28 protein-coding genes and 1 tRNA gene are annotated in these 26162 nt (G+C 33.7%); 21 read left to right on the forward strand and 8 right to left on the reverse strand.

What is annotated here, in order from left to right:
* The first annotated feature begins 3 nt into the window (after positions 1-3).
* Positions 4-441 carry a TPM domain-containing protein gene (locus OLM53_RS07265; protein WP_264522366.1) on the forward strand — a complete coding sequence of 146 codons (438 nt, stop codon included), beginning with the start codon at positions 4-6 and terminating at the stop codon, positions 439-441.
* Between the two features lie 2 nt (positions 442-443).
* Positions 444-1268 carry a TPM domain-containing protein gene (locus tag OLM53_RS07270; protein WP_264522367.1) on the forward strand — a complete coding sequence of 275 codons (825 nt, stop codon included), beginning with the start codon at positions 444-446 and terminating at the stop codon, positions 1266-1268.
* A 67-nt stretch (positions 1269-1335) separates the two neighbouring features.
* Here the strand turns inward: OLM53_RS07270 and OLM53_RS07275 are convergent, their stop codons facing one another.
* Positions 1336-4119, reverse strand: coding sequence for an outer membrane beta-barrel protein (locus OLM53_RS07275; RefSeq protein WP_264522368.1), 2784 nt, complete (start codon positions 4117-4119; stop codon positions 1336-1338).
* A 103-nt stretch (positions 4120-4222) separates the two neighbouring features.
* The gene (der, locus tag OLM53_RS07280; protein ID WP_264522369.1) at positions 4223-5530 is read right to left on the reverse strand and encodes a ribosome biogenesis GTPase Der; all 1308 of its coding nucleotides are present in this window, start codon (positions 5528-5530) and stop codon (positions 4223-4225) included.
* A gap of 94 nt (positions 5531-5624) precedes the next feature.
* Here der and OLM53_RS07285 point away from each other — a divergent pair, with 94 nt between their 5' ends.
* The gene (locus OLM53_RS07285) at positions 5625-6131 is read left to right on the forward strand and encodes a hypothetical protein (RefSeq protein WP_264522370.1); all 507 of its coding nucleotides are present in this window, start codon (positions 5625-5627) and stop codon (positions 6129-6131) included.
* Here the strand turns inward: OLM53_RS07285 and era are convergent, their stop codons facing one another.
* Complete coding sequence (era, locus tag OLM53_RS07290; protein ID WP_264522371.1) at positions 6132-7016, reverse strand: GTPase Era; 885 nt, start codon at positions 7014-7016, stop codon at positions 6132-6134.
* A gap of 233 nt (positions 7017-7249) precedes the next feature.
* Here era and OLM53_RS07295 point away from each other — a divergent pair, with 233 nt between their 5' ends.
* The 8 genes from OLM53_RS07295 to OLM53_RS07330 all read left to right on the forward strand — a co-directional run bounded on the left by OLM53_RS07295 (position 7250) and on the right by OLM53_RS07330 (position 13906).
* Complete coding sequence (locus OLM53_RS07295; protein WP_264522372.1) at positions 7250-8995, forward strand: tyrosine-type recombinase/integrase; 1746 nt, start codon at positions 7250-7252, stop codon at positions 8993-8995.
* Between the two features lie 99 nt (positions 8996-9094).
* On the forward strand, positions 9095-9760 hold the full coding sequence (locus OLM53_RS07300; protein ID WP_264522373.1) for a hypothetical protein: 666 nt from the start codon (positions 9095-9097) through the stop codon (positions 9758-9760).
* Positions 9761-9801: 41 nt separating this feature from the next.
* A complete protein-coding gene (locus tag OLM53_RS07305) occupies positions 9802-10341 on the forward strand; it encodes a hypothetical protein (RefSeq protein WP_264522374.1) in 540 nt (179 codons plus the stop codon).
* A 245-nt stretch (positions 10342-10586) separates the two neighbouring features.
* The gene (locus OLM53_RS07310) at positions 10587-11849 is read left to right on the forward strand and encodes a T9SS type A sorting domain-containing protein (RefSeq protein WP_264522375.1); all 1263 of its coding nucleotides are present in this window, start codon (positions 10587-10589) and stop codon (positions 11847-11849) included.
* An 86-nt stretch (positions 11850-11935) separates the two neighbouring features.
* Complete coding sequence (locus tag OLM53_RS07315) at positions 11936-12145, forward strand: hypothetical protein (RefSeq protein ID WP_264522376.1); 210 nt, start codon at positions 11936-11938, stop codon at positions 12143-12145.
* 208 nt (positions 12146-12353) lie between these two features.
* A complete protein-coding gene (locus tag OLM53_RS07320) occupies positions 12354-12548 on the forward strand; it encodes a hypothetical protein (protein ID WP_264522377.1) in 195 nt (64 codons plus the stop codon).
* Positions 12549-12553: 5 nt separating this feature from the next.
* Entirely contained in the window at positions 12554-12976 is a 423-nt protein-coding gene (locus OLM53_RS07325; RefSeq protein WP_264522378.1) for a DUF6998 domain-containing protein, read from the forward strand.
* Between the two features lie 276 nt (positions 12977-13252).
* Positions 13253-13906 carry a hypothetical protein gene (locus tag OLM53_RS07330; protein WP_264522379.1) on the forward strand — a complete coding sequence of 218 codons (654 nt, stop codon included), beginning with the start codon at positions 13253-13255 and terminating at the stop codon, positions 13904-13906.
* Between the two features lie 82 nt (positions 13907-13988).
* Here OLM53_RS07330 and OLM53_RS07335 read toward each other — a convergent pair whose 3' ends face one another.
* A complete protein-coding gene (locus tag OLM53_RS07335; protein WP_264522380.1) occupies positions 13989-14681 on the reverse strand; it encodes a fibrobacter succinogenes major paralogous domain-containing protein in 693 nt (230 codons plus the stop codon).
* Positions 14682-15438: 757 nt separating this feature from the next.
* On the opposite strand from OLM53_RS07335, the gene OLM53_RS07340 reads away from it, so the two are divergent.
* Positions 15439-15924, forward strand: coding sequence for a hypothetical protein (locus OLM53_RS07340; protein ID WP_264522381.1), 486 nt, complete (start codon positions 15439-15441; stop codon positions 15922-15924).
* A 162-nt stretch (positions 15925-16086) separates the two neighbouring features.
* Positions 16087-16602, forward strand: coding sequence for a hypothetical protein (locus OLM53_RS07345; protein WP_264522382.1), 516 nt, complete (start codon positions 16087-16089; stop codon positions 16600-16602).
* A gap of 280 nt (positions 16603-16882) precedes the next feature.
* Here the strand turns inward: OLM53_RS07345 and OLM53_RS07350 are convergent, their stop codons facing one another.
* Positions 16883-17074 (reverse strand): hypothetical protein, encoded by a 192-nt coding sequence (locus tag OLM53_RS07350; RefSeq protein ID WP_264522383.1) that lies wholly within the window; start codon positions 17072-17074, stop codon positions 16883-16885.
* A 77-nt stretch (positions 17075-17151) separates the two neighbouring features.
* Positions 17152-17224: transfer RNA gene (locus OLM53_RS07355), tRNA-Met, on the reverse strand.
* A gap of 557 nt (positions 17225-17781) precedes the next feature.
* On the opposite strand from OLM53_RS07355, the gene OLM53_RS07360 reads away from it, so the two are divergent.
* Positions 17782-18234, forward strand: a complete 453-nt coding sequence (locus tag OLM53_RS07360) for a KTSC domain-containing protein (RefSeq protein ID WP_264522384.1) — start codon at positions 17782-17784, stop codon at positions 18232-18234.
* A 142-nt stretch (positions 18235-18376) separates the two neighbouring features.
* On the opposite strand, the gene OLM53_RS07365 is transcribed toward OLM53_RS07360, so the two are convergent.
* The gene (locus OLM53_RS07365) at positions 18377-19231 is read right to left on the reverse strand and encodes a Two component regulator three Y domain protein (RefSeq protein ID WP_264522385.1); all 855 of its coding nucleotides are present in this window, start codon (positions 19229-19231) and stop codon (positions 18377-18379) included.
* 217 nt (positions 19232-19448) lie between these two features.
* Here OLM53_RS07365 and OLM53_RS07370 point away from each other — a divergent pair, with 217 nt between their 5' ends.
* The 7 genes from OLM53_RS07370 to OLM53_RS07400 all read left to right on the forward strand — a co-directional run bounded on the left by OLM53_RS07370 (position 19449) and on the right by OLM53_RS07400 (position 24193).
* Positions 19449-19931 carry a DUF1761 domain-containing protein gene (locus OLM53_RS07370; protein ID WP_264522386.1) on the forward strand — a complete coding sequence of 161 codons (483 nt, stop codon included), beginning with the start codon at positions 19449-19451 and terminating at the stop codon, positions 19929-19931.
* 59 nt (positions 19932-19990) lie between these two features.
* The gene (locus OLM53_RS07375; RefSeq protein ID WP_264522387.1) at positions 19991-21142 is read left to right on the forward strand and encodes a GNAT family N-acetyltransferase; all 1152 of its coding nucleotides are present in this window, start codon (positions 19991-19993) and stop codon (positions 21140-21142) included.
* Between the two features lie 29 nt (positions 21143-21171).
* Positions 21172-22374 carry a helix-turn-helix domain-containing protein gene (locus tag OLM53_RS07380; protein WP_264522388.1) on the forward strand — a complete coding sequence of 401 codons (1203 nt, stop codon included), beginning with the start codon at positions 21172-21174 and terminating at the stop codon, positions 22372-22374.
* Positions 22375-22515: 141 nt separating this feature from the next.
* Positions 22516-22872: a hypothetical protein gene (locus OLM53_RS07385; RefSeq protein WP_264522389.1), complete on the forward strand. Its 357-nt coding sequence runs from the start codon at positions 22516-22518 to the stop codon at positions 22870-22872.
* Between the two features lie 37 nt (positions 22873-22909).
* Entirely contained in the window at positions 22910-23533 is a 624-nt protein-coding gene (locus OLM53_RS07390) for a DUF2807 domain-containing protein (RefSeq protein WP_264522390.1), read from the forward strand.
* Positions 23534-23564: 31 nt separating this feature from the next.
* The gene (locus OLM53_RS07395) at positions 23565-24050 is read left to right on the forward strand and encodes a DoxX family membrane protein (RefSeq protein ID WP_264522391.1); all 486 of its coding nucleotides are present in this window, start codon (positions 23565-23567) and stop codon (positions 24048-24050) included.
* On the forward strand, positions 24050-24193 hold the full coding sequence (locus OLM53_RS07400) for a hypothetical protein (RefSeq protein WP_264522392.1): 144 nt from the start codon (positions 24050-24052) through the stop codon (positions 24191-24193). The genes OLM53_RS07395 and OLM53_RS07400 overlap by 1 nt, the downstream gene beginning before the upstream one ends.
* Positions 24194-24223: 30 nt before the next feature.
* On the opposite strand, the gene abc-f is transcribed toward OLM53_RS07400, so the two are convergent.
* Positions 24224-26128, reverse strand: a complete 1905-nt coding sequence (gene abc-f / locus OLM53_RS07405) for a ribosomal protection-like ABC-F family protein (protein WP_264522393.1) — start codon at positions 26126-26128, stop codon at positions 24224-24226.
* Positions 26129-26162: the final 34 nt, after the last annotated feature.

Raw genomic sequence — 26162 nt, forward strand, 5'->3', positions numbered from 1 at the left:
AAAATGTCTAAAGTAGAAGACTTTCTTACTCCTGAAGAAGAACAAGAAATTGTTAAAGCTATTGGTATAGCCGAAAAAAATACTTCGGGTGAAATTAGAGTACACATAGAAAAAGAAAACACCATCGCTCCTATTGACAGAGCGGTGGAAGTTTTTCGCAAACTCCACATGGAGAACACCAAAGAAAGAAATGGCGTTATCATTTATGTGGCGGTAAAAAGCAAACATTTTGCTATTTATGGTGACCAAGGCATTAACGAAAAAGTAGGTGCCGATTTTTGGAATTCTACCAAAAATATTATGGCTAATCATTTCAAAAATGGGGATTTCAAACAAGGATTAATTGAAGGTGTTTTGAAAGCTGGCGAACAACTTAAAGCCCATTTCCCTTATCAAGAGGATGATACCAACGAACTTTCAAACGAAATATCAAAAGGATAGCTATGAGAATCACAAGTTGTAAATTACAAATTACGAATTCTATAGGGGTTCGAGTCCTTTTTATTGCTGTTGCACTGTTTAGTTTTTTACCCTCTTTTGCGCAGTTTGATATTCCAAAGAAACCTGACTTTCAAACTTCGGTTTATGATTACGCCAATCTTCTAAGTGCAACCGAAAAAACACAATTAGAAGAAAAACTGATTCGCTATTCCGATTCTACTTCAACTCAAATTGTTGTGGCTACTATCGAAAGTTTAAAAGGTGAAGACATTGGTATTCTAACGCCAAAATGGGGACATGAGTGGGGTGTTGGTCAAGCCAAAGAAGACAACGGAGTTTTTATCTTAGTTGCAGCTAAAGAACATAAAATTTGGATTTCACCAGGCTATGGTTTAGAAGACCGACTAACCGCCGGAATAAACGGAGAAATCATTAGAAATATAATTATTCCAGAATTCAAAGCGGGAAGTTATTATAACGGACTAGACAAAGGTGCAGATGCCCTTTTTGATGTTTTCAAAGGCAAATACAAAGGCGAAAGAAAGCAAGCAAAAAAGGAGTCCAATTTTCCAATTGTTCCAATAATTATTATCGCTATAGTCATATTCATCATTATTGCTAAGAACAGAAATAACGGTGGTGGTTCAGGAGGTCGCGGAGGCGGTATGGATTTAGTCGATATTATATTATTGAGTAGCCTTGGCAGAAGCTCTGGTGGCAGTGGCTTTGGTGGTGGCTTCGGCGGAGGAAGTTCTGGTGGCGGCGGATTCGGTGGCGGATTCGGCGGTGGTGGATTTTCTGGAGGTGGTGCTGGCGGAAGCTGGTAGATTCTAATCCTAATATTATATATATATATATAAAAGCTCGGTCATTTTAACCGAGCTTTTTTCTTTTCTAATCTTCTATAAATATGCCTCCTTCAGATTTCTTCTTCCCTCCAAATTTTTCAAGCTTGTAAGTTAATGAAAACATCACATACCGTTTTAAAACGGTATTCTGTGCATCTATAATAGCTGTTGATGTTATTGTTCTAGTGCTATTTAAGTTTTGATCTAATAAATCATAAACTTTGACTTTAGCTAAGAGTTGGTCCTTAAAAAAGTTATAGCCCAAACTGACATTCCACAAATAAAAATCTTTTTTAAAGCCTTGAGCTATTCCAGAATTGTAGGTATACCCAAAATCACTCCCAATAACAAAATTCTTTGGAAAATAAGACGTGATTTCAATTTTGCCATAATGTCTAAAAGTATTGGCATTTTCAACAATATAATTTTTAAAATCGGTAGTGGAATAAGTATAACGATAGCTTGGTGAAATGGTAATTAACTTATCAATACTCCAAGACATATTGACTTTAGGGTTGATTTCAAAACTACGCGATTCATACAAAACGGCATTGGTCAATCCTTGTGTTACATTGTAATTGAAATCCATCCCTGTTCCGAAACGCAGTGTCCTTTTGTCTTTTTTAAAGGACTTATTGAAACTAGAACCTAAATAAGCCATCAATCCTTTATCTACATTTTGATAGGTGGTTACTGATTTAAAATTAGCATCAAAAACAGTTGAAGATACTACAGCATCCTTACTTAAGGAAAATCCAGTATATATAAAGTAGCCTGATCTACTTGGATAATCATAATTATTGAAATTGAAATACAAATCGTGTTTTTGTGTCGGACGCAAGTTTTCATTCCCTACAATAGTATTTAAAGGATTGGACAAATTCTCAAAAGGCAAAACCTGATTTCCTTCCGGAACATCCATTTTGAAATCATAATTGACATAAATTGACTTTGATTTTCCAATAGTATGACTAAGAAAACCCTTTACCCTTGGAAACACATAGTGTTTATTTCTATTAGTCAATTGCCCTAAATAAAAGGATTGCGCCTCAAAGTTGACAAATTCCGGACCAAAGTTTATTCTTCCATTTGTTTTTGATTTTCCAAGCAAGATTCCCGTTGAAGGAAAATAAGTACTGACTGTTGAATTGATGTTGCTTGACTGTTGGTCATTAAAATCAGAATAGGCATTTGATGAAGCATTAAAATCATAAGTATTAGTCGTATTCCTATTTTTCTTGTATGTTACTTCAGAAGTTAAACTCAATCGAAGTGAATCGGTCAAAGGTTCTCCGTAACGGACTTCCAATTTGAACAAATCATTCTTGTCTTTTACCAATTGGTTTTGCTTTCGAATATCTGCTGGTGTAGCATTGGCAAAATACGTTTCCGAATTGGTATCTAGAAAATCATCTCTTCTATTAATTTCTGTATTGAAATTGACCACCATAGCTCGGTTTCTCTTATTGAATTTTTTACTGTAGCTAGCTTCCGTACTAAAGGAGGTATTTTCATTTTCGCTGTAATCATCATTACTACTATTATTTAATTCTGCCAAAGCTTCGTTAGTAGTTTTTTGTGTTTTAGTATAACGATTTTTAGAAAGGCCTTTAGTGAATTTTGGATTGATATAAAGGGTTGAAGTAGAGTCAATTTTTATTTCAAAATCAAAGCTCGCCGTATGCCCATTACTAATGGTTTTGTTATAACTATCAGAGTTAGTAAACGTTTTTCCTGAGGGCAACAAGTTAATTCTATCGGTTCTATTGTTGTTTTCAGTCTCCGCATTTGAAAAATAATAACTACCGCTTTCATCTACTTTTTTAAACCATTTATCCTGATAATTGACTCCCACTAAATTGGATTGTGTTATACCTCGATTACCTCCTCCAAAAGTCATATTGTTAATACCAAAACTTCCGTCATCACTATAATAAACAGACGAATTTCTTCCGCCACCCATATTATCAAAAATCTCATCCATAGAAAACCCAATGGAATTAATATTGTTGGAAGATGCCAATAAACTTATCTTACGCTCCCCTTTAAAATAATTGAGCAACAAACTAGATTCATAACGCTTATCCGAACCATATCCGCCAACCACTTTACCAAAAAAGCCTTTATTCTTATCTTCTTGAATCGTAAGGTTTATGGTTTTATTCTGAGAACTTGATGCCTCTCCTGAGATTTCTTCTGACTTGGTTTTGGCATCAACTACCTGCACTTTATCAATGATTTCTGCTGGAAGATTTTGCGTGGCTATTTTTCCATCTTTACCGAAAAATGGTTTTCCGTTTACCAAAATATTACTGACTTCTTTCCCGTTAACGGTGATTTTACCTTCGGGAGATATTTCAACACCAGGTAATTGTTTCAGTAAGGCTTCTACGTTAGCATCCGCTCCTACTTTGAAAGAAGATGCATTAAACTCGAGGGTGTCTTTTTTGATTCTGATGGGTGGGATTTCAGACTTTATTACTACTTCATTTAAGGCATTTACGGCCTCTTTCATTTCAATAGTTCCAAATTCTTTGTCAGCCGTCAATGCAGTTACATCAACTTTATAATCCTGATAAGTCATGTAAGAGACTTTGAGATATAAAGGCTCCTTGTCTTTTTTGATTTTAAAAATAAAATTACCCGTTTTATTGGTAATGGTGTAATCAATTACCGTGGAGTCTTTGACTTTTGTCAGATAGACTGTAGCAGATTCAATGGGTAATTTGGTAGTTTGGTCAATTACTTTTCCCTTCAGAGAAATAGTGCTTTGCGCAAAAGTTAAAGAACAAAATAAAAGGGTACAAAAAAGGAGAAATGATTTTGGCATAAAAAAAATTTAGCTGTTACTATAAGTTCGAAAACAATAATAACGGCTAAATAATGATTTTATTATGCAAGAATAAAATTCTTACGGAACTTTAACGTTTGTGTTATTTCTCTCTAATATAAATATCAATAGGCACTCCTGAGAAATCCCAATTTTCTCTGATTTTATTTTCTAGAAAACGTTTATAAGGTTCCTTAACATATTGTGGCAAATTGGCAAAAAACACAAACTGTGGGGTTGGGGTTGGCAACTGCATACAGTATTTAATTTTCACATATTTCCCTTTCAAAGCTGGCGGTGGATAAGCTTCTATCAATTTCAACATGAAGTCGTTGAATTTTGATGTCGGGATTCGTTGTTTTCTATTTTCGTATACTTTTACCGTTTCTTCTAACGCTTTTAGCAAACGTTGTTTCGTTAAGGCTGAGGTAAAGATAATCGGCACATCGGTAAACGGCTGTAACTCTTCACGGATTTTAGCTTCATAATCTCTTGTAGACATGGTGTCTTTTTCGACTAAATCCCATTTGTTTACCAAAATGATTACCCCTTTTCTATTCTTTTCGGCTAGCCAAAAAATACTTTGATCTTGTCCCTCAAAACCACGAGTAGCATCAATCAATAATATACAAACATCCGAATGCTCAATAGCACGTACTGAACGCATTACGGAGTAAAATTCTAAATCTTCTTTTACCTTAGCTTTTCTTCTAATTCCAGCAGTATCTACTAAGTTGAATTCGAAACCAAAACGGTTGTATCTCGTATCAATTGAATCTCTTGTAGTACCTGCAATATCAGTAACGATATAACGGTCTTCGCCAATTAAAGCATTGATGAAAGAGGACTTCCCTGCATTTGGCCGACCTACTACACAAAATCTTGGCAACACTTCTTCCTCAGTAGTTTCAGGCAGTTCCGGTAATACTTCTACTAATTTGTCTAACAAATCACCGGTACCACTTCCGCTAATACTAGCAATAGTGAAATATTCTCCTAAGCCTAAATTATAAAATTCGATAGCGTCTTTTTCACGCATCGCATTGTCTACTTTATTCACGGCCAAAAGGATTGGCTTTGTAACTTTTCTTAGCAATTTGGCTACTTCAGCATCCATTGGTGTTATACCTTCCTCAACATCTACCACAAAAATAATGGCATCCGCCTCATCTATCGCCAATTCTACTTGACGGCGTATCTCAGCTTCAAAAACATCATCAGAACCTTTGATGTAACCTCCTGTATCAATTACGGAAAACTCTTTCCCGTTCCACTCACTTTTTCCATAATTTCTATCGCGCGTAACACCACTTACCGAGTCAACAATTGCTTCTCTTCTTTGGATTAAACGGTTAAAAAAAGTAGATTTCCCTACGTTAGGTCTTCCTACTATGGCTACAATATTGTTCATAATCATTTTAAATATGGTGCAAAGGTAGTATTAAAGAGCACATTATCAATTTTTTTATTATTTTAGTGTGTGACAAGCTGAAAATCAAAACAGTATGGAAACTGAAAAAAACATTAGATTGCGGTTGCGCTTTTACAAAGATGTAGAAGAAAATGTCAGCGTGATTAGAGATAAATTTGTGAACTACCGAAAAAATTTGTCTCCCGATTTTGTGATGAAAATTAGAAACTACCACATTCAATTCACTATGGCTGGTGAAAAACACGAATATTGGTCGCCCCACTTATCAGTAGAATTGGAAGAAAAAGAAGGCAATGAAAAAAACGCAACTCACATCAGAGGATTATTTGGCCCAGCTCAAACCTTGTGGACGTTTTTTATGTTTTTGCATTTTATAGTTGCTGGAGTATTTTTGACTTTTGCTATGTTTGCTTATTCCGATTACACGCTGAAAAAACCTGTACTGACTGACTTAATCATTATGTTTATCATGACTATCATTTGGTTCCTACTCTATGTATTTGCTAGACAAATAAGAGAAAGAGGCTACGATCAAATGAATGAACTAGAAGCTGTTTTTGAAAAAATTTTAGAAAGCTAATTATTTTTGGTTGTACCCAAAACGACGAAGCTGATAAGCATTACTTCTCCAATCTTTATTGACTTTTACATACAATTCGATGTGGATTTGTTTGCCAAAGAATTTCTCTAAATCTTCACGGGCTTGCATCCCAACTTTCTTTAAAGCGGCACCTTTGTGACCGATGATAATTCCTTTTTGCGTATCGCGTTCCACCATAATTACAGAGCGTATTCGGATGATTTTTTCATCTTCTAGAAACTCTTCAGTTTCAATTTCTACAGCATACGGAATTTCTTTATCGTAATTCAATAAGATTTTTTCACGAATGGTTTCATTTACAAAGAAACGCTCTGGCTTATCCGTCAAGGCATCCTTTGGATAATAAGGAGGTGATAGTGGTAATAATTCTAAGATTCTAGCAAAGACTTCTTTTACATTAAAATTTTCTAAAGCAGAAATCGGATAAATCTCAGCATTAGGCACTTTCTCTTTCCATAAAGCGATTTGGGATTCCAATTCCTCTTGATTCGATTTATCGATTTTATTCAAAAGCAACAATACCGGAATTTTAGAATGGATTATTTTATTGAAAAAGTCTTCGTCTTTTAATTCCTTTTCGCCTATCTCTACCATATAAATCAAGACATCTGCATCTTCAAATGCCGACTTCACAAAGTCCATCATGGATTTCTGCATCTCATACGCAGGCTTAATAATTCCTGGGGTATCGGATAAGATTACTTGAAAGTCTTCTCCGTTAACAATCCCTAAAATTCTATGACGGGTGGTTTGTGCTTTAGAAGTAATAATAGACAAACGCTCTCCAACGAACGCATTCATTAATGTAGATTTCCCTACGTTAGGGTTTCCGATGATATTGACAAAACCAGCTTTGTGTTCCATAATAAACTATTTCGGGTGCAAAGATAGGGCTTATTTTTATTAGAATTTTTATGTTGCTGCTTAGAAACACACATTTGAGTTATTGAACTTGAATCAAAATTTATTTTGGAATTTCTTTCCTAGCATTTATAAACTGACATTAAAATAAAATCGGATTAACTAAAGTAATTATCTTACTTTTTTATTTGTTTCGGAACACTATTTTATTTAATTTTAGCTTTTTATTTACAAATATGTCGATTACTATCAAAAAGCTTTGGCATAAGGATTCCTTTAGGATTGGTGTGTTTTTTAAATACGATGTTGAAAAAATTCAATTTTTAAAAACCATAGGAGGTGTATATAGCAAAACGCACACCTGCTGGCATATCCCTTATGAAAAGAGTGTCTATCAAAAATTGAAAAATCATTTTGGTTCACTTATAATTGAGTCTTTTGAAGAAACCGTTACACCATCGCTACCGGTGACCGGCAAAAGCCGTGACCTTTCACCCATAGCTAAAAGCGACCGTCAGTTAGATTTGTCAAAAGCAAATAATCCTGAACATAAAGCAGCAAACGTGCAGCTTGACCAAAAATTGCGATTGGTGTTGCTAGAAAATATTGGCAAATATTGGCTTTTTAAAATGCAGTATCATCAACAGATAAGCAAATCATTGTTAGCCATAAAAGGCGTTTACTGGAATAGTAATTACCAATGTTTTATGGCTTTAAGGAATTCAAAAGTAAAACAAGCCGTAGAAGAAATACTGGGGGTTTACCCTTTTTTTGGAGATGATTATTTGACCAAAGAAACCACTTACCGTGGAGAAAGCATTAGAATTGCTCCCCATAAAGAAGATTTTGCTTGGATGGAAATTTACATTCCCAAGTTAGTGGCTGTACATGAAAAAATGAAACGGTTTTCGATGGCTAGGTATAGTAAAATCAAAGACTGTTATTTGCTACCAGCTGCTCCAATAGTGTATGAGAGTATACAATTGCAAATGGAAGTGTTACAAATCAAAATTAGTAACGAATTGCCTGCTGCCTATTTACAAGCAAAGCATTTGCCAAACAAAAAGCGGATTGACTTAACAAAAACGAAACAAAATTTACTAGATCAAGTTCCGCCATCTGGCCAACCTTATGTGCTGAATATGCTTGACACCTTGCTAGCCTTGAATTACAGCAATTCCACGATGAGAACCTACACCAATGCTTTTATACAGTTTTTACGTCATTTTGACTTCAGAGACCCTGATATCCTAACGCAGCAGGAAGTTATACGTTTTTTAGGTTCACTAATGGAGCGTGGTCTTTCGGCAAGTACAGGACATAGTATGGTGAATGGTTTACACTTTTACTATCATTATGTCCTTGGCAAAAAAGAATATGATTTTAAGTTACCAAGACCAAAAAAAGAAAAAAAATTACCAGTTGTTTTGACTATGGATGAATGCTTGAGGATATTTCAAGTGGTAGATAACCCAAAACACAAGCTTTTACTATTAGTGGGTTATGGCGCTGGACTCAGGGTAAGTGAGATTGTAACTTTGAAGTGGAATGACATTCTTTTCGATGAATATAAAATTCACATCAAAAATGCAAAGGGTAAAAAAGATCGAATGGTGATGCTTCCCTACTCTATTGTGCAATCTTTAAAAATTTATAAAGAATTGTATAAAGGAAAGCACTATGTTTTTGAAGGGCAATATGCTGGAGAGCCCTATAGTGTAGGAAGTGTACAGACAGTAATGCGTGAAGCATTAAAGCGTAGTGGACTAGAAAAAAAGGCTACAGTTCATACATTACGACACAGTTTTGCAACCCATTTACTAGAAAACGGTACAGATATTAGATACATTCAACAGTTTTTGGGACATTCCAGCATCAAAACCACAACAGTTTACACACACCTTACACAAAGTGCTGTGAATAAAATTCAAAGCCCATTAGACAGATTAGTAGATGAAAACAACAAGAAAAAACTTGATTAGTTATTTGCTACACTTAAAAAAGTTGCATAAACTTGTGTATATTTACTAGTTAGTGGCAAGTTTACCGAAAATCGTGAAAAACTACAACTTAATGCAATTATGAAAAACTTAAATGACTGTTTAATGTTTGTAAAATTTACTCAGAAAAAATATGCAGAAAAGTTAATAAATGGAGAACTATTTTTCAATCTTCCAAATTACTACAATTCTTCTGACAATGAAGAAATTGGTGACCAAAATGAAGGAGCAGAATGGATTGATAATTCAGAAATGAAAAGTATCAGAGCAGAATATCCAGGAAACAAAATTTTTAATTTTACCCCAATTCCAAATTCTATTTTCAAAATAACTCAATATAATGATTATTTTTTATCATTTAGTTTATATACAATTTATAAATCTGCATTTGATGAAAGTGGAATTTTTAAAGTTGATTCAAAAATGAAAAATTCAAAATATGATACGGCAATAGTAATTGAAGACCCATTTGAATTTTTAAAACGAATAGAAAAAAAACTAAAACTTGAAAAAATTAATTATGAAATGAATTCAGTTAGTTACAAAAATTTAAATGTTGGTAAAATAGATTTAACGCCATTTGATAAAAAAATAGAACACAGTCATCAAAACGAATTTAGAATTATAATTGAAAATTTGAATAATTCACCTAAAATAATAAATATTGGTTCAATAGAAAATCTTTGTAAAATAGTTCCAGCAGAAGTAATAATAGAATCTGAAATGAAAGTAACAAACAAGAAATGAAGACGCAAGTTAAATCACTTTAATTAAAATAACCATAAGAAATGAACAATTCAAACAATATTAGAAAAATAAAAAAGATATTTTCATTAACAACTATATATTTATCTGTTTTAATTTTTGTAGGCTGTGGAAAATCAAATAATACAAATGAAAGTAACGAAAACAAAATAGAAACATTTGAAATTCCTGAAATTGAAAAATCTCAAGACCAACAACTTGAAACAATTGAAGTTCCACAAGTTGAAATTCCAAAAAGCAATATTTTTCAATATATCAAAGTATGGAAAGACGGAATTGAAAATGAAACAAAAAAAGTAAAAAGTAAATTAATATTTTCAGAAGATTTATCAAATTTAACATACACTTTGGCAGACAGAACTGTACTTAATTTAAAATGTTTAAAACCATTTGAAACTAATGAAGCTGAAGAATCTTACGCCACTTACATTTTATCTAATGGTAATGAAATTATTGTAGGTTATTCTCCTTTAAGGAGTGTTAAATGGTATGTCAAATTTAAAGATTTGGATGGAAGCGTTCAAGAAGCGGAATTAAGTAACGATAAAAATGCTTGGAATTAAAATGTTTAAAAAGTGAATAATACAATAAATAACAAAACCTGCCACTAACAGCGGTTTCAAGAAATGGCGAGGCTCGGGATTTATCAGAAATTGGAAAGGTTTTTAATTAAAAGTTTTGTTTATATTTGTGAAGGCTTGGTCTTGGTTCATCGCCACTTCTTGAAGCCGCGACACGTTGGCAGACATTTTACCCCAAAACTGCAGAAGAAAAAAACGAAATTAGAAATGAAAAAATAGAAACTATTATGAATCAAATTACAAAAAACAACCTAAATACAATCTTTTTTCTTTTATCATATTTTTATTTTCTTAACACCAATGCACAAACTGTAACTACCTTTGCAGGTAGCACTCAAGGATTTGTTAACGGCACAGGAACAGCAGCTCAATTTTGGAATCCTTCTGGTGTAGTTATAGCTAATGATGGGACTATTTATGTTGCGGACACATATAATAATCGAATTCGAAAAATCACAACTACAGGAGTGGTAACCACTTTAGCAGGAAGTAGTCAAGGTTTTGCTGACGGCACAGGAACTTCTGCAAAATTTTATTCTCCTGAAGGATTAGCTGTAGATATAGCTGGAAATGTCTATGTTGCAGACACCTTTAATAATCGCATTCGAAAAATTACGACAGCAGGTGTAGTTACCACCTTAGCTGGGAATGCTACTCAAGGTTTTGCTGACGGCACAGGAACTTCTGCAAAATTTAACTGGCCTCAAGGCTTGACAGTAGATGCTAATGGAAATGTTTTTGTGGCAGATACAGGTAATGTTCGCATCCGTAAAATTACTACTGCTGGTGTAGTAACTACGATTGCAGGAAGTTCTCAAGGTGTTGCAGATGGCACAGGAACTTCTGCACAATTTGACTCTCCTCAAGGCTTGGCTATTAATAATATTGGGACTATTTTTGTAGCAGACACCTATAATAATCGTATACGTAAAATTACGGATACAGGTGTCGTAACTACGTTAGCAGAATCAATAGGTCAATTTTATTATCCTCACAGCTTGACAGTAGATTCTACTGGAAATCTTTTCGTAGCAGATACCGAGAATAACCGCATCCGAATAATTACGACTTCTGGAGTGGTAACCACTTTGGCAGGAAGCACTGGTGGTTATGCAGATGGAATAGGAACTTTAGCGCAATTCAATGTACCTGCTGGGGTTTTTGCAGATACTGCTGGGAATCTTTTTGTATCGGATTCTGGTAATAATCGTATACGGAAAATCACCAATGCTTTATCTGCTACTAATTTTCAATTAGAAAATCAAGTTTCACTATATCCAAACCCTGCTTCAACATTTATAACTATTGAATTAAAAGATATAACTGCTTCTAATGTAAATATTTTAGACATGAACGGTCGAATAATCTACTCTGAAAATATTATTGAAAATAATACAACTATAAACACAAGTAATCTTGAAACTGGCATATATCTTATCCAAATAGCCACAGATAAAGGCACAGTTTCCAAAAAGATATTGAAAAGATAATTTGAATAACAAAATTGAACAGAAAATTGAATTAGAATTGGCATCTAACAATAACAAGAATATTTAATCATCTTTAAAAAACACTTATGTTAAAGAACAAAATCACAATTGGACTATTATTCTTTTTAGTAATGATTTTAAGTACTGCCCAACTGAATGCACAAAAAAGATATTCAGGTAGAAGACATACTTCAAGCCACGGAGGACATTATTCAGGAGGACACGGAAGTTCTCATAGAGGCGGTCATTATAAACATAGAAGCACATCTAATCATTACGGAAGACACAGACGCTAAAGAAAAAACGATCTGCCAACAGCCGTTTCTCGCAATTGCGAATTTTGTGGTAAGTTCACGTTCACGTTTCGCAAGAATTTTTATCTTTAACAGAAAATAAAAAGTTCCGAAGTTCGCAACTGACGAGAAGCGGCGGAACGTTATGCGTCACCTTTCGAGACGAAAATCTTAAACGAGAAAATTAAATAGAAATCCAAAATTTAAAATTATGACATTATACAAACTAAAAGCGAGAAGACAATATGGCGATATGCCTGGTGGTTATGAATTTCAAGTTGCTTCTGCAACTATTCCTCAACCAAATGCAGAAGATATTGAAAAGGAAATTAAAAGATTAGGTTTCAATGCAGACGCACAATCATACAGAAGTGCTGGAAACTGGGATATTGTAAAAGTTAGCTAAATAAAATGAGCGAAAAAGAACTTCAGAAAATAATCGTTGAACTATGGGAAATTGTTAACCGTTTAGAAAAAAATTACTTTGAAGATGGTAAAAAATTTACAATCGACGGTCATTTATTAGGCAGTATTGGAGAAGTTTATGCAAAAGAAAAGTTCAAGTTGACACTCTACAATAATTCTGCAAAAACTCACGATGCAATTGATGAAGTAACAAAGAAAGAATATCAAATTAAAATTACCCAACGCAATAAAGTTGGTTTAAGACACGAACCAAAGAATTTAATCGTAATACAGATTGACAAAACAGGAATGCCAAATATCATTTATAACGGAAATGGAGAGCCAGTTTGGAATTTGATTAAAAATAAAAAAGCTGAACAGAAATTTATCTCGATAAAGCAACTTGAAAAAATAAAGGCGAACGCATAACAGCCGTTTCTCGCAATTGCGAATTTTATGGTAAGTTCGCGTTTACGTTTCGCAAGAATTTTTATCTTTAACAGAAAATAATTCGTTCCGCAGTTCGCAACTGACGAGAAGCGGCGGAACGTTAACCCACATTTTTCGCGCCTCGTTTTCAATAGAAATTTAGCTGAATATTGAGGTTTTGGTTTCTAAATGACATTTGAAAATTATCAAAAAGTAATCCGTGAAAACCTGCCAGAAAACTAAAACGAGACAGAAACAAGAAAAAGATAAAAATAAATGCCAATAACTACGATTCACAATTATATAGATAATTATCCAATTAGCCCGAATAGTAGAAGGCTAATAATCGGCACAATTCACCCTCATTTAATTCAGAACTTCAATATAGATTTCTTCTACGGAAACATAGGCAGTTTTTGGGATATATTATCCAATGCGTTTCCTCAAAGACAATTTGGAAATCGTGATGAAATAATTCAAACACTAAATAATTTTAAAGTTGCAATTACAGACATTATTCGACAATGTGATAGAGAGAATGAAAATGTAACAGCCGATTCAAAGCTTTACAACATAATTTTCAATGCACAGCAAATACAAGCTGGAATAGAAAATAGCCAAGTCGACACAATTTATTTTACTTCAAGGTTTGGTAAAAATAATGCCGCAAGAATTTTTGTTAACACATTTAATATTCCTAACAACTTTAATCAAATGACAAGTGAATTTACAATTCCTCAAAATTATTTTGGCAGACAAATTAGATGTGTGGTTTTATACTCACCTTCAAATAATGCTAATAGAGGAATTGCACGTGCAGCAACTTATCTAAACAACATAAGAAACTATCAACAATTTGAACACCCTGTTAAACAATTTAAAATTGAATTTTATCAAAACAAATTTGACTTTTTCAATAATGACAATTAAATCATATGGTTATAAACGAACTTTTTTTTATTTAATAAAAAAACCGTTTGTTAACTTTCTTAATATGCAATAGTTATTCTGTTTAATCTTTTAGGCATCGAACAGATAAACCGTATGTCTTTTTGTAATAGTACTTTTCGACACCCCAGCTATCCCAACTCAAATTCCATTGCCAAGCAGCATCTTTATTAGTAATCTCATCAGTTGAACTCCACCAATAACCATATAAACCAACGCATTTAAATGTACCATTGTCAAAACGTTCACCGCCCGGTAAACCTGTAAACCCGCTACTATTTGTAGCGTCATCATTAGGACTAGTCCAATGGGTTGTACCAGCTTCTTTCATCTTCAACCCAGGTGTGCCACCTTCTTCAATTTTATCACCAATAGAGTTGTCTACACTTGATATGCTTAAATATTCAGTCAGAGCATTCCATTCATCAGCATTAGGTATATGAAACCCTTCAGGTGCTAATCCTCTTGGGTCATTTACTGCGTACCAATTATATAATTTACCATAAACTTTTCCATTAGCAGAATCATTGTTATAATAGCACCAAGCACCAGTTGTCAAGTTCGCCCATTCTGCTGGGTCGGTTACCTCTGGTATGCTTGTCCCGTCTCTATAAGTGGTGACATCGAGATTTTTAATCATCCAGATTTGTTCTTTGCCATCTGTACCTTGTTTGCCTATACTTACAGTTGAATTTGAATTGTTTATGCAAGAAGATATAAGTAAACCTAATAATATAGAAATAAATATTTTTTTCATTGTTTAACTAAATTTGTAAATTAATAATATGTAAATATATAATATTTAATAAAAAGTGGATGAAACAGAAAAGAAACTGTGTCACATTGCGTGCTCAGGTTTTGAAAAAAAACGTGGGTTAACAGCCGTTTCTCGCAATTGCGAATTTTGCTTAAGCCGGTTATCGATTTTCCGCTGGAAAATCTTAATTTAGCAGAAAGTACGCAGTTCCGCAGTTCGCAACTGACGAGAAGCGGCGGAACGTTATGCGTAATCTGTTGGGTTACTGGATATTTTCGCTATGAATTTTCGGGATTTTTTTTGACTAGAAAAAAGGAACTTTTTTGCTTCAAGTCTTTCGATTAGAATCGTGTAAAGTTTCACTTTTAAAACGTTTGACAACGTAAAGACTTGGCGAAGTTATTAAATAAAACGCAACAAGTCAAGCGTTTATATTTACAAATTTCGTTTAGTCATAAAAAAATACCCGAAAAACCCATTTGGACTGAGCAAAGCCGTCTGATCGGTTTTGCGCAATAAAAATGGTTTCATAGAAGTAGAATACGTTGAAAATTATTAGAGGTGAAACCCAAAAGACTCCGTTTGTATTCACTCGAAAACAAAACTACGCATAACACCGGTTTAACGCAATTGGGGGTGCTCTGGTCGATTATCACAATTTTTTTGTATTTTTATCGGATAGTGATAATAGAAACGCCAGAGTCACTAGTCCCCAACTGCGTTAAGCCGGGACCCGTTAGCAGTAATTATTAAGCACATGAATATAAAAGAAGCACAAATTTTCGGAAGAACAAAAGTTGTAAAAGGAACAGGACTAATTGTTGGAATACTTTTAATAATATTTCTGATTATGTCAACCATAAGCGATTTTGGGAATGGAATTTTATTCTTCTTTGAAGCAATTTTAAATATCCATTTTCTTGCTATTATGGCAATATTGTTTGGTTTGACACTTTTGTTTGGAAGTAGTGCAGGAAAAGAAATAATTCTTGAAAAGAAAAATTATATTTTAACGTCAGTTAAATATGTGATTTTAATTATTTTGGCAATAATAATTTATGCTGGAGTTGTAGGTGTTGTAAAAGACAAAACAAATACTCCAGATAATTTCGAAAGACTTATAACTACATATTTTTTAACTCCACTTGTCAAAACAGGTTCGATAACAATTATTCCAATGTTAGGTGTTTGGTTGTGGGCGACAAATCAAATGCAATCAAAAGTTGCGGAAGAGAAACAATAACTACTGCTAACAGCCGTTTCTCGCAATTGCAAATTTTGTGGTAAGTTCCCGTTTACGTTTCGCAAGAATTTTTATCTTAGCCGAAAGTAAGCAGTTTCGAACTTCGCAACCGACGAGAAGCGGCGGAACGTTAGCAGAAAGCTTCAGAACTTCACTATAAAAATGAACGAAAGTATATTACTTCTAGAAGAAAGAAACGAATTTGACAAAGCGTTTGAAGCTTATCAAAAGTTATATTCAAATCAAAATCTTGATTTTGAATTATGGAAACATTTCTTTTTCTTTTTATGGATTTGTATTGAAGATTCGCCTCTTGAATTCCAAGAAAGAATTGATATAAGTAAAGAACTCAAAGAAAAGTTTGTTGAGGGAAAAAAGAATTTTTCAGAATTGGCAGAGTTTAACTTTATTGCTGGTTATACTGTTTCCATTTTTCCATATGAATTTGGAGATTATGATGATTTAGAAAACGAAGGTTCAAAAATGATTTTAAAAGCAACAGAAATAGAACCAGAAAATATAATATACAGAATGGTTTATTTAGGAGATTTACCAAATTTAGACCGAAAGAAATATGAAGAAGCTGTTGTTTCTGCAAAACCAATCGTTCTGGAAAAATTTAATGGAATTGGATTTTTTAATAAGTATTTCAGACAAGTTTTGGCTCGAAAAGTATAAAGCCTTCTGCTAACAGCGGTTTTGCTCAATTGCTAATTTCCTGCGGAAATGACGCAATTGTTTTCTATCTTCGTTCTTCTTAACCGAAAGCAAAGCTTTCCTTCAGTCGCAACTGAAGCAAAGCCGCGGAACGTCAGCAAATAGTAAAAGTCTCTCAACCACCCTTATTAAAGTATAGTAATTTCGAGCTTCGCTCGAAATTTTTTGAGAATAAAATAATGTCTTTAGAAAAAGTAAAGTAAAAAAATTGAGTTAAAAATTAGTCTATTGATAGCGATACCTATATATCCATTTTAAAGACTGTTTTTAAAAGATACCTCCTCGCCTCTTCATCAGTTATCAATAACTTTTTAGGTGATTTGAAAACAATGTTTTGCTTTTTGCAAATCCTCTTTTTTAATAATGCATATAATCGTTCCAATTCCATTTCAGATAGATGAATGGCAATGTTATATACTTCTTCAGCTTTCATAAGGCCATATTAAATTAGTGATTGCTAATTTAAGACATAAAAAAAACTCCAACGAAGATGTTGGAGTTTTTCTTTAGTAGCGGGAACAGGACTCGAACCTGTGACCTTCGGGTTATGAGCCCGACGAGCTGCCTACTGCTCTATCCCGCGCTGTTTCGAGTGCAAATATACAACGGAATATTGTATAAGTCAAGGAAAAGTTTAAAATATATTGTTTTGGGGAGTAAGTGACTGAGTCAGTGAGGGACTAATTATTAAAGAAAAGTTTGCAAGAAAAGCTTCTCCATACATTCCTTCTCGTTGTTGGCAACAAGACAGAACATTCGAAGTATCCTAAGAGTTTGGCCTTCAGATTGGTTTATCCTAATGAGTATCAGGATGTGATTTTTGTTTCTAATACGGTGGACAAAATGTCAAAGCCGCGTCGACAAAATGTTGAAGCGGCTTTGATAAAATGTTGAAGCGGCTTCGAGAAAATGTTGACGCGTTAGCAAAATTAAATTCTAACCATTAGGACTCCCCTCTAGTAACACGAACATCATACTTTAGGATCCTAAAACAAAAATATAAGCCTACCGTTTACATCAGCATCAGGGTGTTTGAATAAAAAAACTCATTTATTTTTAACCCTCACCTTAAATATCTAAAGTAAAGAACTACTTTTGCCAAAAATTTAAAAAACCCATAAAGGGTTATATTCCAGCAAAATGAATACAAAAAAAATTATTGAATACCGAGCATTATTAGGAGTTACGAAGACTGCCACCTTGAAAGAGCTAAAAACTATTTATAGAAACTGTATGAAAGACATTCATCCGGATACTATTCAGGATGCAGCAGAACGTTTGGCAGCAGAGGAGAAAAGCACAGAAATTATTGCAGCATATCATTTCTTAGTAAGTATTGCACCCGAAACTTTAGAGAAAGACAAAGCCGAATACACTCGCATCACTTCAAGTACTAACATTGCCGACTTCTATTATGAAAAAGGAGTGCTTTACATTACGTTCCTTGATGGTAGTGCTTTTGAATACTTTGGTGTTTTAAGACCTATTTATATCAAAATGGTCAATGCTGAATCGCCAAGTCGTTTTGCCAGAAGACACATTTATAATGACTATATCTATAGAAGTACTTCTAAATTAGTAGCCGCTGAATAGACTTTAAATAGGTTTAAAAAAAAGGTCTTGATTTCTCAAGACCTTTTTTAACCTAACAAAATTTAAATTTATAAACACAAAACATTTGAAGTTAAGAGGAGGACTGCCAGTGGCAGTCAGGTATTTTCTCTATCTTTATTTTCTATTCGTCAGCTGCGAAAGCTGAATTTTTATCGATACTTACTTTTAATGTAGTAGCAACACCTTGCTCATTTACCATTGTCATATTTAAAGTATCAAGTTTAGATAAGTTTTTTGAAACTAATCCGTTGAACATATTATAAGAAATATTCATTTCTTTCAAGTGTCCTAATTTTTCTAAATCAAATGGTACTTGACCATCCATTTTATTTTCAAACAAACTCAAGGTTTCTAAAGAAGAAAGATTAGAAACTTCTTTGTCTAATTTACCAGTAAGTTTGTTACTGTTTAACAACAATACTTTCAACGATTTCAATTGGTAGTAAGAAGCTGGTATCTGACCTTCGATTTCATTATTAAATAAAGACAAAGTCTCAAGATTAGCTAAATTCCCAACCGCTACAGGCAATACACCTGTTAAACGGTTCATGTGCATTTCAATTGATTTCAATTGTTTAGCATTCCCTAAAGCTTCTGGTAAAGCTCCAGATATTTGATTGAACGCAATATTCAATTTAGTCAAGTTCTTTAAATTACCAATAGAAGTTGGTAAAGCACCTGTAAGATTGTTTCTGAAAAGATTCAAAACTTGCAATGAAGCTAAATCACCAATTTCTTTTGGCAATTCTCCATTAAGATTATTATTTACTAATTTAATAGAAACTACTTTATCGTTTTGGATTTCTACACCATACCAAGTGGTTACTGGTGATTTCAAATCCCATTTGTTAATCCATTGTGAGCCTTTAGTAGCTTTGTTTAATTTAACTAAAGCATTTTTCTCGGCTGGTGATATTTCAGCAAACAGTGATGCTGAAACAAAAAGCATTGTGATGTAGGTAAAAATTGTTTTCATATCATTTAGGGTTTGTGGGTTATGACGTAGTAAAACTATACAGATACTCGTTTAAAAACAAATAAAATCGACGAAATGCATTATTGAGTTGATTTTTACTGAATTTATCTTACAAGTATGTTAAAATTTCTTATTAAAATTGACTTGCAAATGAGAATAAACACTATTTAAATTTTATTTTTTACATTTGATATACTAACCAATTAATTGTATTATTATGAACATCAATTTTTTAGCATTATTACTTGCTGCATTATCCGCACTAGTTGTTGGATTTATTTGGTACAACCCAAAAGTTTTTGGAAACGTTTGGATGAAAGAAATCGGAATGGAAGAAGAAGAAATGAAAGGAGGCAACATGTTTAAAATGTTGGCTAGCACTTTCATTTATGCTTTTCTTGTTTCATTTGTATTACAAATGGTAGTCATTCATCAATTTGGAGCCTTAGGAATGGTTGGAGGTGACCCTTCAAAAGCTTTACCTTCTTATAATGCTTTTATGGCTGATTATGGAACAGCATTTCGTACATTCAAACACGGAGCTCTACATGGTTTCATTGCGGGATTATTCATGATTTTTCCAGTAATAGGAACAAGTGCTTTGTACGAAAGAAGAAGTTTTAAATATGTTATGATAACGGCTGGATTCTGGATTGTTTGCTTTACGATCATGGGTGGTATCATCTGTATGATGCAATAATTTAACATTTAATTATAAACCAATCGCTCTACATTTGTAGGGCGATTTTTTTTAGCTTATTGGAAACAACTACCTATAAAATATATTCCACTATCTCACAACTTCCCAGCTCTTGGGATACAGTTGCTAGTGAGAATGCCTTTTTACAAACTTCTTATTTGAAAGTGTTGGACAAGTCTGCTCCTACCAATATGCAATGTTTCTACATAGGTATTTTTGAAAATACAGAATTGATTGGGGTAGCCTTGGCACAATATCTTGATGTGAATAAGCTAGAGTCCTTTGGAGAAAGAGATCAATGTCTCAAAACCTATGTTCGGAATTTTGTGTTCAAAAACTTTGCTTCTCATGTTTTATTTCTTGGAAACAATATGATTACTGGTCAAAACGGTTATGTGTTCAATAAAAATATGGACTTTAAAAGCATAAGCGAATTATTAGTAGCCTGTGCCGATGAGATTATTAAGTATTTTAAAAGTAAGAATACGAAAATACATATCGTTTCCTTCAAAGATTTTTACCAACATTGTGCCGATGAACTCAAAAAGTTTGACTTTGCCTCGATGTATGAGTTCAATACACAACCTAACATGATCTTTGATTTGAACCCTAATTGGAAAACCAATGAAGATTATATAGCCGCCTTTTCCAAAAAATACCGGGACCAATATAAACGAGCGCACAAAAAGATTGAAGGCATAACCAATCGAGAATTAACTTGGGAAGAAATTGTTTCAAACGAAGAACGCATTTATGAATTGTACCATCACGTGGCTAAAAATGCTCCCTTTAACACGTTCTTCTTAGCTGAAAATCATTTTTCCAGTTTTAAAAAACAGTGTGGTGACCGATTTAAATTGGTGGGCTATTTTTTAGAGGAGAAATTAGTAGGCTTTCACACCTTACTTTTAAACGGAACCGTTTTAGAAACTTACTTTCTAGGCTATGACGAGCAAGTCCAAAAAGAAAAAATGCTTTATTTAAACATGTTGTACAACATGACAAAGTTTGGCATTGACAACCAATTCAAAAAAATAATTTTTGGGAGAACGGCTTTAGAGATCAAAAGCTCTATTGGTGCTGCACCCTTGCTGATGACAGGATTTATATATCACACCAATAAATGGGTAGATAAATTAATGCCTAAACTATTTCCTCGTTTAGAGCCCACTGTTGTTTGGCAACAACGCCATCCTTTCAAAGAACACTAAACTTTTATATCTTTAACCAAATTTGAGGTATGCTTTTCCAATTTGGTTTTTACAGTTCGTTGCTTCTCATCACTTTCTCTCAAGGGATTGTTTATAGTTTGTTGCTTTTAGTAAAAGCTATTAAAACGGAAACCAATTCCAATTACTGGCTGAGTATCTTTATTTTCTTGTGCAGTCTATTCGTGGCTCCTTGGATGTTAGGATTTGCGGGTTGGTATGACAATCAGCCTTATCGGGATTTCCTATTTTATACCCCATTTCAGCATTTATTCTTTATTGGACCAGTAATCTATTTTTACACTCAAAGTTTACTCAACCCCTCCTTTCGGTTAACCAAAAGAAACTTTTTGCATTTAGTTCCTGGGATTTTGTACTTGTTCTACACCTTATTTATGTGGATTTACGACAAGTATATTTTTAAAGATTATTATTTCTATAAAGATGGTATTGATAAAGATTTTGAAAGTTGGTACCACAATACCGGTATGGTTTCCATGGCAATCTATTTTATAGCTTCTATCCGCTATTATAATTTGTATCGAAAATTAATGTTTCAAGTGGTCAGTTATGCCGATAGTATTTTGTTTCAATGGATTAAAACCTATCTCTATAGTTTTTTAATCATGCTGGTGCTACCGATTGTCTTTGATACCATCACTATTTTTTATCCAGAATTAAATTCCTATACCGGAAGCTGGTGGTTTTTTCTATTCTTTTCGATTGTCATGTATTATATAGCCGTAACGGGTTATGCTAATCCTATTGTAACCAAAATTCCATTTGAAATTTCAGTATTTGATAAAAAGCCAGCTTTACTTTTAGCCAATAATTTCAGTGTAGAAGAAGCTATAATTGATATTGAACATGAAACTTTTGAAGCTCAGACTTCTCCTGAAATTGAAACTTGGAAAAAGAAAATCGAAAATATAATAGCTGAAGAGAAACTTTATCAAAATCCAGAACTTACTTTGACTGATTTGGCTAAAAAGTTAGATACTAATGCTGCAGTAATTTCAAAAGCGATAAACCAAGGGTTTGGATTAAACTTCAACGACTTCATCAACAACTTCCGAATTGAAGCGGTAAAAAGAAGTTTCCAACAAGGAGAACATAAAAAATCGACTTTGCTTGGCATTGCCTTTGATTGCGGATTTAATTCTAAAGCTACTTTTAACAGAGCTTTCAAAAAAAACACAGGGCTTTCCCCAAAAGAATTTATCGAAAAGCTGTAATCTCAGCGATAACAATACTTCCCACTCATTCATCAATTGGTCTCAAATCATAATTTGAAGCGATTGACATATTGTGTTGTTGCATCTTTGCCTCATCAAATAACCAGAAACCTAGCAATCGGTTTCCTAAAAAGTAAAAACATGAGAACAAAAATCACCACCTTTCTTTTAGCGTTAACACTAGCGTCTTGCAGTGTCTTTGGTTCATTAACATCCAATACAACAATTCAACCTAATGACAGCTTTGTATTGGGCAACAACGAACATGGGAATTTTAAAGTAAAACTTAAAAATGTTTCTAATCATTCCTTAAAAGTTTTTATGGCTCCATTGGAAGGCGGAACTCATTCACCAGTTACTGTTAATCCAAATGAATCTGTAACCGTAAAGACCGAACAGAACACAGCACTTATAATCGAAAATAAATCTAACGAAGTAGCTTCAGTAGATTTATATGTAACCGGCGATACAGGTTTATCTATGGGATACAAAAAGTAGTAGCGTTTCAATCATCAAATCAATAAATAAAAATATCATGAAAACAATTCTAATTACAATCGCAATGACTTTAGTAACTATATTGTCATCAGCACAACTAAAAGGTTCAGGAAAAACCATTACCAAAACCTATGATTATCAAAATTTTGACAAAGTGTTTTTTGATGATTTGGATGGAAATCTCCAAATAGAAGTTGGAAAACCATTTAGTATTTCGATTACAATAGATGACAATTTAATAAACTTGCTATCCGTAATTGAAGACTCCTCCAAAAAAGGATTGACCATTTCTTTAAAAGGCAATCGCAATAACAAACTATATATTGAAGATACTAAAATCAAAGTAACAATCACGATGCCCTTTTTATCTGAAGTAAGCAATAACGGGAACTCTGGATTGAATGTTACGAATATTAACAGTAAAAATTTCAAATCCATAAATCCAGTAAACGGAAGTACGACACTATCTGGCATTGTAGATAATTTGGAGGTATTGTGTAAAGGAAATGGAAATTTAAATGCGACCAAATTACAAGCCAAAAAGGCAATTATTGTTTGTAAAGGCAACGGAAACGCAAAAGTAAATGTATCGAACGAGATAAAACAAACAAGATCAGGAAACGGAAATATTCAAAACATTGGTTCGGCAAAAGCTATTTAAGAACCCATACAAATACTATAATCTTCTTAATATGAAACTACTAAAAAGAATTACAACCCCTATTTTGTCACCCCATTGGTCGCAAGATTTCTTATTAGCCATTCCAAGAATCGTTTGTGGCTTTCTATTAACATCTAGTTTTGGTGCTGATAAATTTGGGTTGCCTTGGTCACCCGCTGATAAAAACTTAGGTCTCTTTGAAGTCGCCTTTTGGTTTCCTAATGATGTAGCAGCTTACGGAGGATTATTTGCCATTGCTCCAGCCTTCTTTGCTTGGATGGGCGCTTTTAGTGAAGCGGTTGGCGGTATCTTTTTAGTACTTGGACTCCAAACTCGTATCGCTTCATTCTTAATTATGGGAACGATGTTGGTCGCTATTTTTATGCAACAAATCCATAATGGTATGTGGAATTACTTGCCTGCTATGGGATTCCTGTGGGTTGGTCTTTTCTATATGATTCAGGGTTCTGGCCGATTTGGCATTGATTATTTACTAACTCGTAAAAAAACTTCCTAATGAAAACTATTTTTAAAATAACAGCAGCACTTATTCGTACGGTTAACGGAAACTTTGAATTGCAAAACAAACCCAATAGACGGATTCTCTTCGATACAAAAAAAGATACTACTTATGTCAATTTAGTTTTTAATAAAGAATAAAAAAAGAGTTCCATTAGGAACTCTTTTCAGTTATAAATTATCTATCTCTCCTTGTACGATTTCCCAATCCTCAAGCAGTTTGTCAAGTTCTGATTTCTTTTTGTTGTAAGCGATGAAGAAATTAGCATCTTCTACATGCTTATCATAATTAGAAGCCAAAGCTTTATCATCATTTTGAATATCAATTTCGATTTGTTTGATTTGACTTTCTATTTTACTCAAACGATTTTGTAATGATTTGCTTTTCTTTTGATCTTCGTAGGAGATGTTTTTGGTTTCTTTTGTTGCCGCAACAACTACGTCTTTTTTCTCAATTTCTCGCATGTTAACGGCGTTTCTTTGCTCTAAGAAGAAATTGATATCCCCTAAATATTCTTTAATCTTTTGGTCTTTGAATTCATAAACAATATTAGACATTCCTTGTAGAAAATCCCTGTCGTGGGATACTAAAAGCAAAGTGCCTTCATATTTCTGAAGTGCCGCTTTCAATACATTCTTTGATTTAATATCTAAGTGATTGGTAGGCTCATCCATTACCAATACATTGATAGGCTGTAATAATAATTTGCACAACGCCAGTCGATTTCGTTCCCCTCCCGATAATACTTTGACTTTCTTTTCTACATCATCACCTCTAAACAAAAAAGAACCCAACATATCACGCACTCTAGAACGATTACCATCTGTCGCCGCATTCGTCATGGTTTCTAATAAAGTGATTTCTCCATCTAAATACTCCGCTTGGTTTTGGGCAAAATAGCCTAACTGCACGTTATGACCTAACTTAATCGAACCATCGTATTTGAATTCGTTGACAATAGCTTTGATAAAGGTTGATTTTCCTTGTCCGTTTTGACCCACGAAAGCAATCTTACTTCCACGTTCCACTAAAAGGGAAATGTCTTTTAAAATGACTTTATCCCCATAGGCTTTGGTCACATGCTCTGCTTCGATTACCACTCTTCCGGGTGTTTGTGATAAAGGAAACGAAATGTTCATTACCGAGTTATCATCTTCATCTACTTCGATGCGTTCTACTTTATCTAATTTCTTGATGAGTGATTGCGCCATAGAGGCTTTAGAAGCTTTGGCACGGAACTTTTCAATAAGTTTCTCAGTCTCTTCTATTTTCTTGGCTTGATTCTTTTGAGTGGCTAATTGTTTTTCTCGGATTTCTTCTCTTAATACTAAGTATTGTGAATACGGCTTATTAAAGTCATACGCTTTCCCTAAAGAGATTTCAATCGTTCTATTAGTCACATTATCCAAAAACATCTTATCGTGCGATACAATGACAACAACGCCCGGAAAGTTTCTTAAAAACCCTTCGAGCCAAATGATACTCTCAATATCTAAGTGATTCGTAGGTTCATCTAGTAAAAGGATATCATTAGATTGTAATAACAACTTGGCTAATTCGATACGCATTCTCCAACCCCCAGAAAAAGTATCCGTTTGATTTTCGAAATCTTCTCTTTTGAAACCCAATCCTAAAAGGATTTTTTCGGTGTCGCCTACATAATTATAACCTCCTAATATTTCAAAATGATGTGTAACATCACTTAATTGTTCAATCAAATCAGAGTAGCTTTGACTTTCGTAATCCGTTCGGGTCACCAATTGGTGATTGATTTCGTCAATTTTTAATTCAGCTCTTTTGATTTCTTCAAAAGCTTGATAAGCTTCCTCTAAAACGGTTCTCCCTTTGACAAAATCGATATCCTGACGAAGAAACCCTATTTTAACTTCTTTTTCAGTAGCAATTTGGCCGCTATCTGGCTTAAAATCACCCGCTAAAATCTTGAGCATAGTTGATTTTCCAGCACCGTTCTTTCCCACCAGTCCTACTCTATCTCCAGAACCTAATCGAAAAGTCACCTCTTCAAAAAGATACGTACCACCAAACGAAACCGATAAATTGTGAATGTTTAACATAATGATTTGTTACAAAAGTTACATGTAAAAGATT

The sequence above is a fragment of the Flavobacterium sp. N1994 genome, from assembly GCF_025947145.1.
Classification (GTDB): domain Bacteria; phylum Bacteroidota; class Bacteroidia; order Flavobacteriales; family Flavobacteriaceae; genus Flavobacterium.

Excerpts from the sequence above, each read along its gene's own strand:
- OLM53_RS07265 (WP_264522366.1), top strand. The coding sequence starts at position 4 with ATGTCTAAAGTAGAAGACTTTCTTACTCCTGAAGAAGAACAAGAAATT.
- OLM53_RS07270 (WP_264522367.1), top strand. The coding sequence starts at position 444 with ATGAGAATCACAAGTTGTAAATTACAAATTACGAATTCTATAGGGGTT.
- OLM53_RS07275 (WP_264522368.1), bottom strand. The coding sequence starts at position 4,119 with ATGCCAAAATCATTTCTCCTTTTTTGTACCCTTTTATTTTGTTCTTTA.
- der (WP_264522369.1), bottom strand. The coding sequence starts at position 5,530 with ATGAACAATATTGTAGCCATAGTAGGAAGACCTAACGTAGGGAAATCT.
- OLM53_RS07285 (WP_264522370.1), top strand. The coding sequence starts at position 5,625 with ATGGAAACTGAAAAAAACATTAGATTGCGGTTGCGCTTTTACAAAGAT.
- era (WP_264522371.1), bottom strand. The coding sequence starts at position 7,016 with ATGGAACACAAAGCTGGTTTTGTCAATATCATCGGAAACCCTAACGTA.
- OLM53_RS07295 (WP_264522372.1), top strand. The coding sequence starts at position 7,250 with ATGTCGATTACTATCAAAAAGCTTTGGCATAAGGATTCCTTTAGGATT.
- OLM53_RS07300 (WP_264522373.1), top strand. The coding sequence starts at position 9,095 with ATGAAAAACTTAAATGACTGTTTAATGTTTGTAAAATTTACTCAGAAA.
- OLM53_RS07305 (WP_264522374.1), top strand. The coding sequence starts at position 9,802 with ATGAACAATTCAAACAATATTAGAAAAATAAAAAAGATATTTTCATTA.
- OLM53_RS07310 (WP_264522375.1), top strand. The coding sequence starts at position 10,587 with ATGAATCAAATTACAAAAAACAACCTAAATACAATCTTTTTTCTTTTA.
- OLM53_RS07315 (WP_264522376.1), top strand. The coding sequence starts at position 11,936 with ATGTTAAAGAACAAAATCACAATTGGACTATTATTCTTTTTAGTAATG.
- OLM53_RS07320 (WP_264522377.1), top strand. The coding sequence starts at position 12,354 with ATGACATTATACAAACTAAAAGCGAGAAGACAATATGGCGATATGCCT.
- OLM53_RS07325 (WP_264522378.1), top strand. The coding sequence starts at position 12,554 with ATGAGCGAAAAAGAACTTCAGAAAATAATCGTTGAACTATGGGAAATT.
- OLM53_RS07330 (WP_264522379.1), top strand. The coding sequence starts at position 13,253 with ATGCCAATAACTACGATTCACAATTATATAGATAATTATCCAATTAGC.
- OLM53_RS07335 (WP_264522380.1), bottom strand. The coding sequence starts at position 14,681 with ATGAAAAAAATATTTATTTCTATATTATTAGGTTTACTTATATCTTCT.
- OLM53_RS07340 (WP_264522381.1), top strand. The coding sequence starts at position 15,439 with ATGAATATAAAAGAAGCACAAATTTTCGGAAGAACAAAAGTTGTAAAA.
- OLM53_RS07345 (WP_264522382.1), top strand. The coding sequence starts at position 16,087 with ATGAACGAAAGTATATTACTTCTAGAAGAAAGAAACGAATTTGACAAA.
- OLM53_RS07350 (WP_264522383.1), bottom strand. The coding sequence starts at position 17,074 with ATGAAAGCTGAAGAAGTATATAACATTGCCATTCATCTATCTGAAATG.
- OLM53_RS07360 (WP_264522384.1), top strand. The coding sequence starts at position 17,782 with ATGAATACAAAAAAAATTATTGAATACCGAGCATTATTAGGAGTTACG.
- OLM53_RS07365 (WP_264522385.1), bottom strand. The coding sequence starts at position 19,231 with ATGAAAACAATTTTTACCTACATCACAATGCTTTTTGTTTCAGCATCA.
- OLM53_RS07370 (WP_264522386.1), top strand. The coding sequence starts at position 19,449 with ATGAACATCAATTTTTTAGCATTATTACTTGCTGCATTATCCGCACTA.
- OLM53_RS07380 (WP_264522388.1), top strand. The coding sequence starts at position 21,172 with ATGCTTTTCCAATTTGGTTTTTACAGTTCGTTGCTTCTCATCACTTTC.
- OLM53_RS07385 (WP_264522389.1), top strand. The coding sequence starts at position 22,516 with ATGAGAACAAAAATCACCACCTTTCTTTTAGCGTTAACACTAGCGTCT.
- OLM53_RS07390 (WP_264522390.1), top strand. The coding sequence starts at position 22,910 with ATGAAAACAATTCTAATTACAATCGCAATGACTTTAGTAACTATATTG.
- OLM53_RS07395 (WP_264522391.1), top strand. The coding sequence starts at position 23,565 with ATGAAACTACTAAAAAGAATTACAACCCCTATTTTGTCACCCCATTGG.
- OLM53_RS07400 (WP_264522392.1), top strand. The coding sequence starts at position 24,050 with ATGAAAACTATTTTTAAAATAACAGCAGCACTTATTCGTACGGTTAAC.
- abc-f (WP_264522393.1), bottom strand. The coding sequence starts at position 26,128 with ATGTTAAACATTCACAATTTATCGGTTTCGTTTGGTGGTACGTATCTT.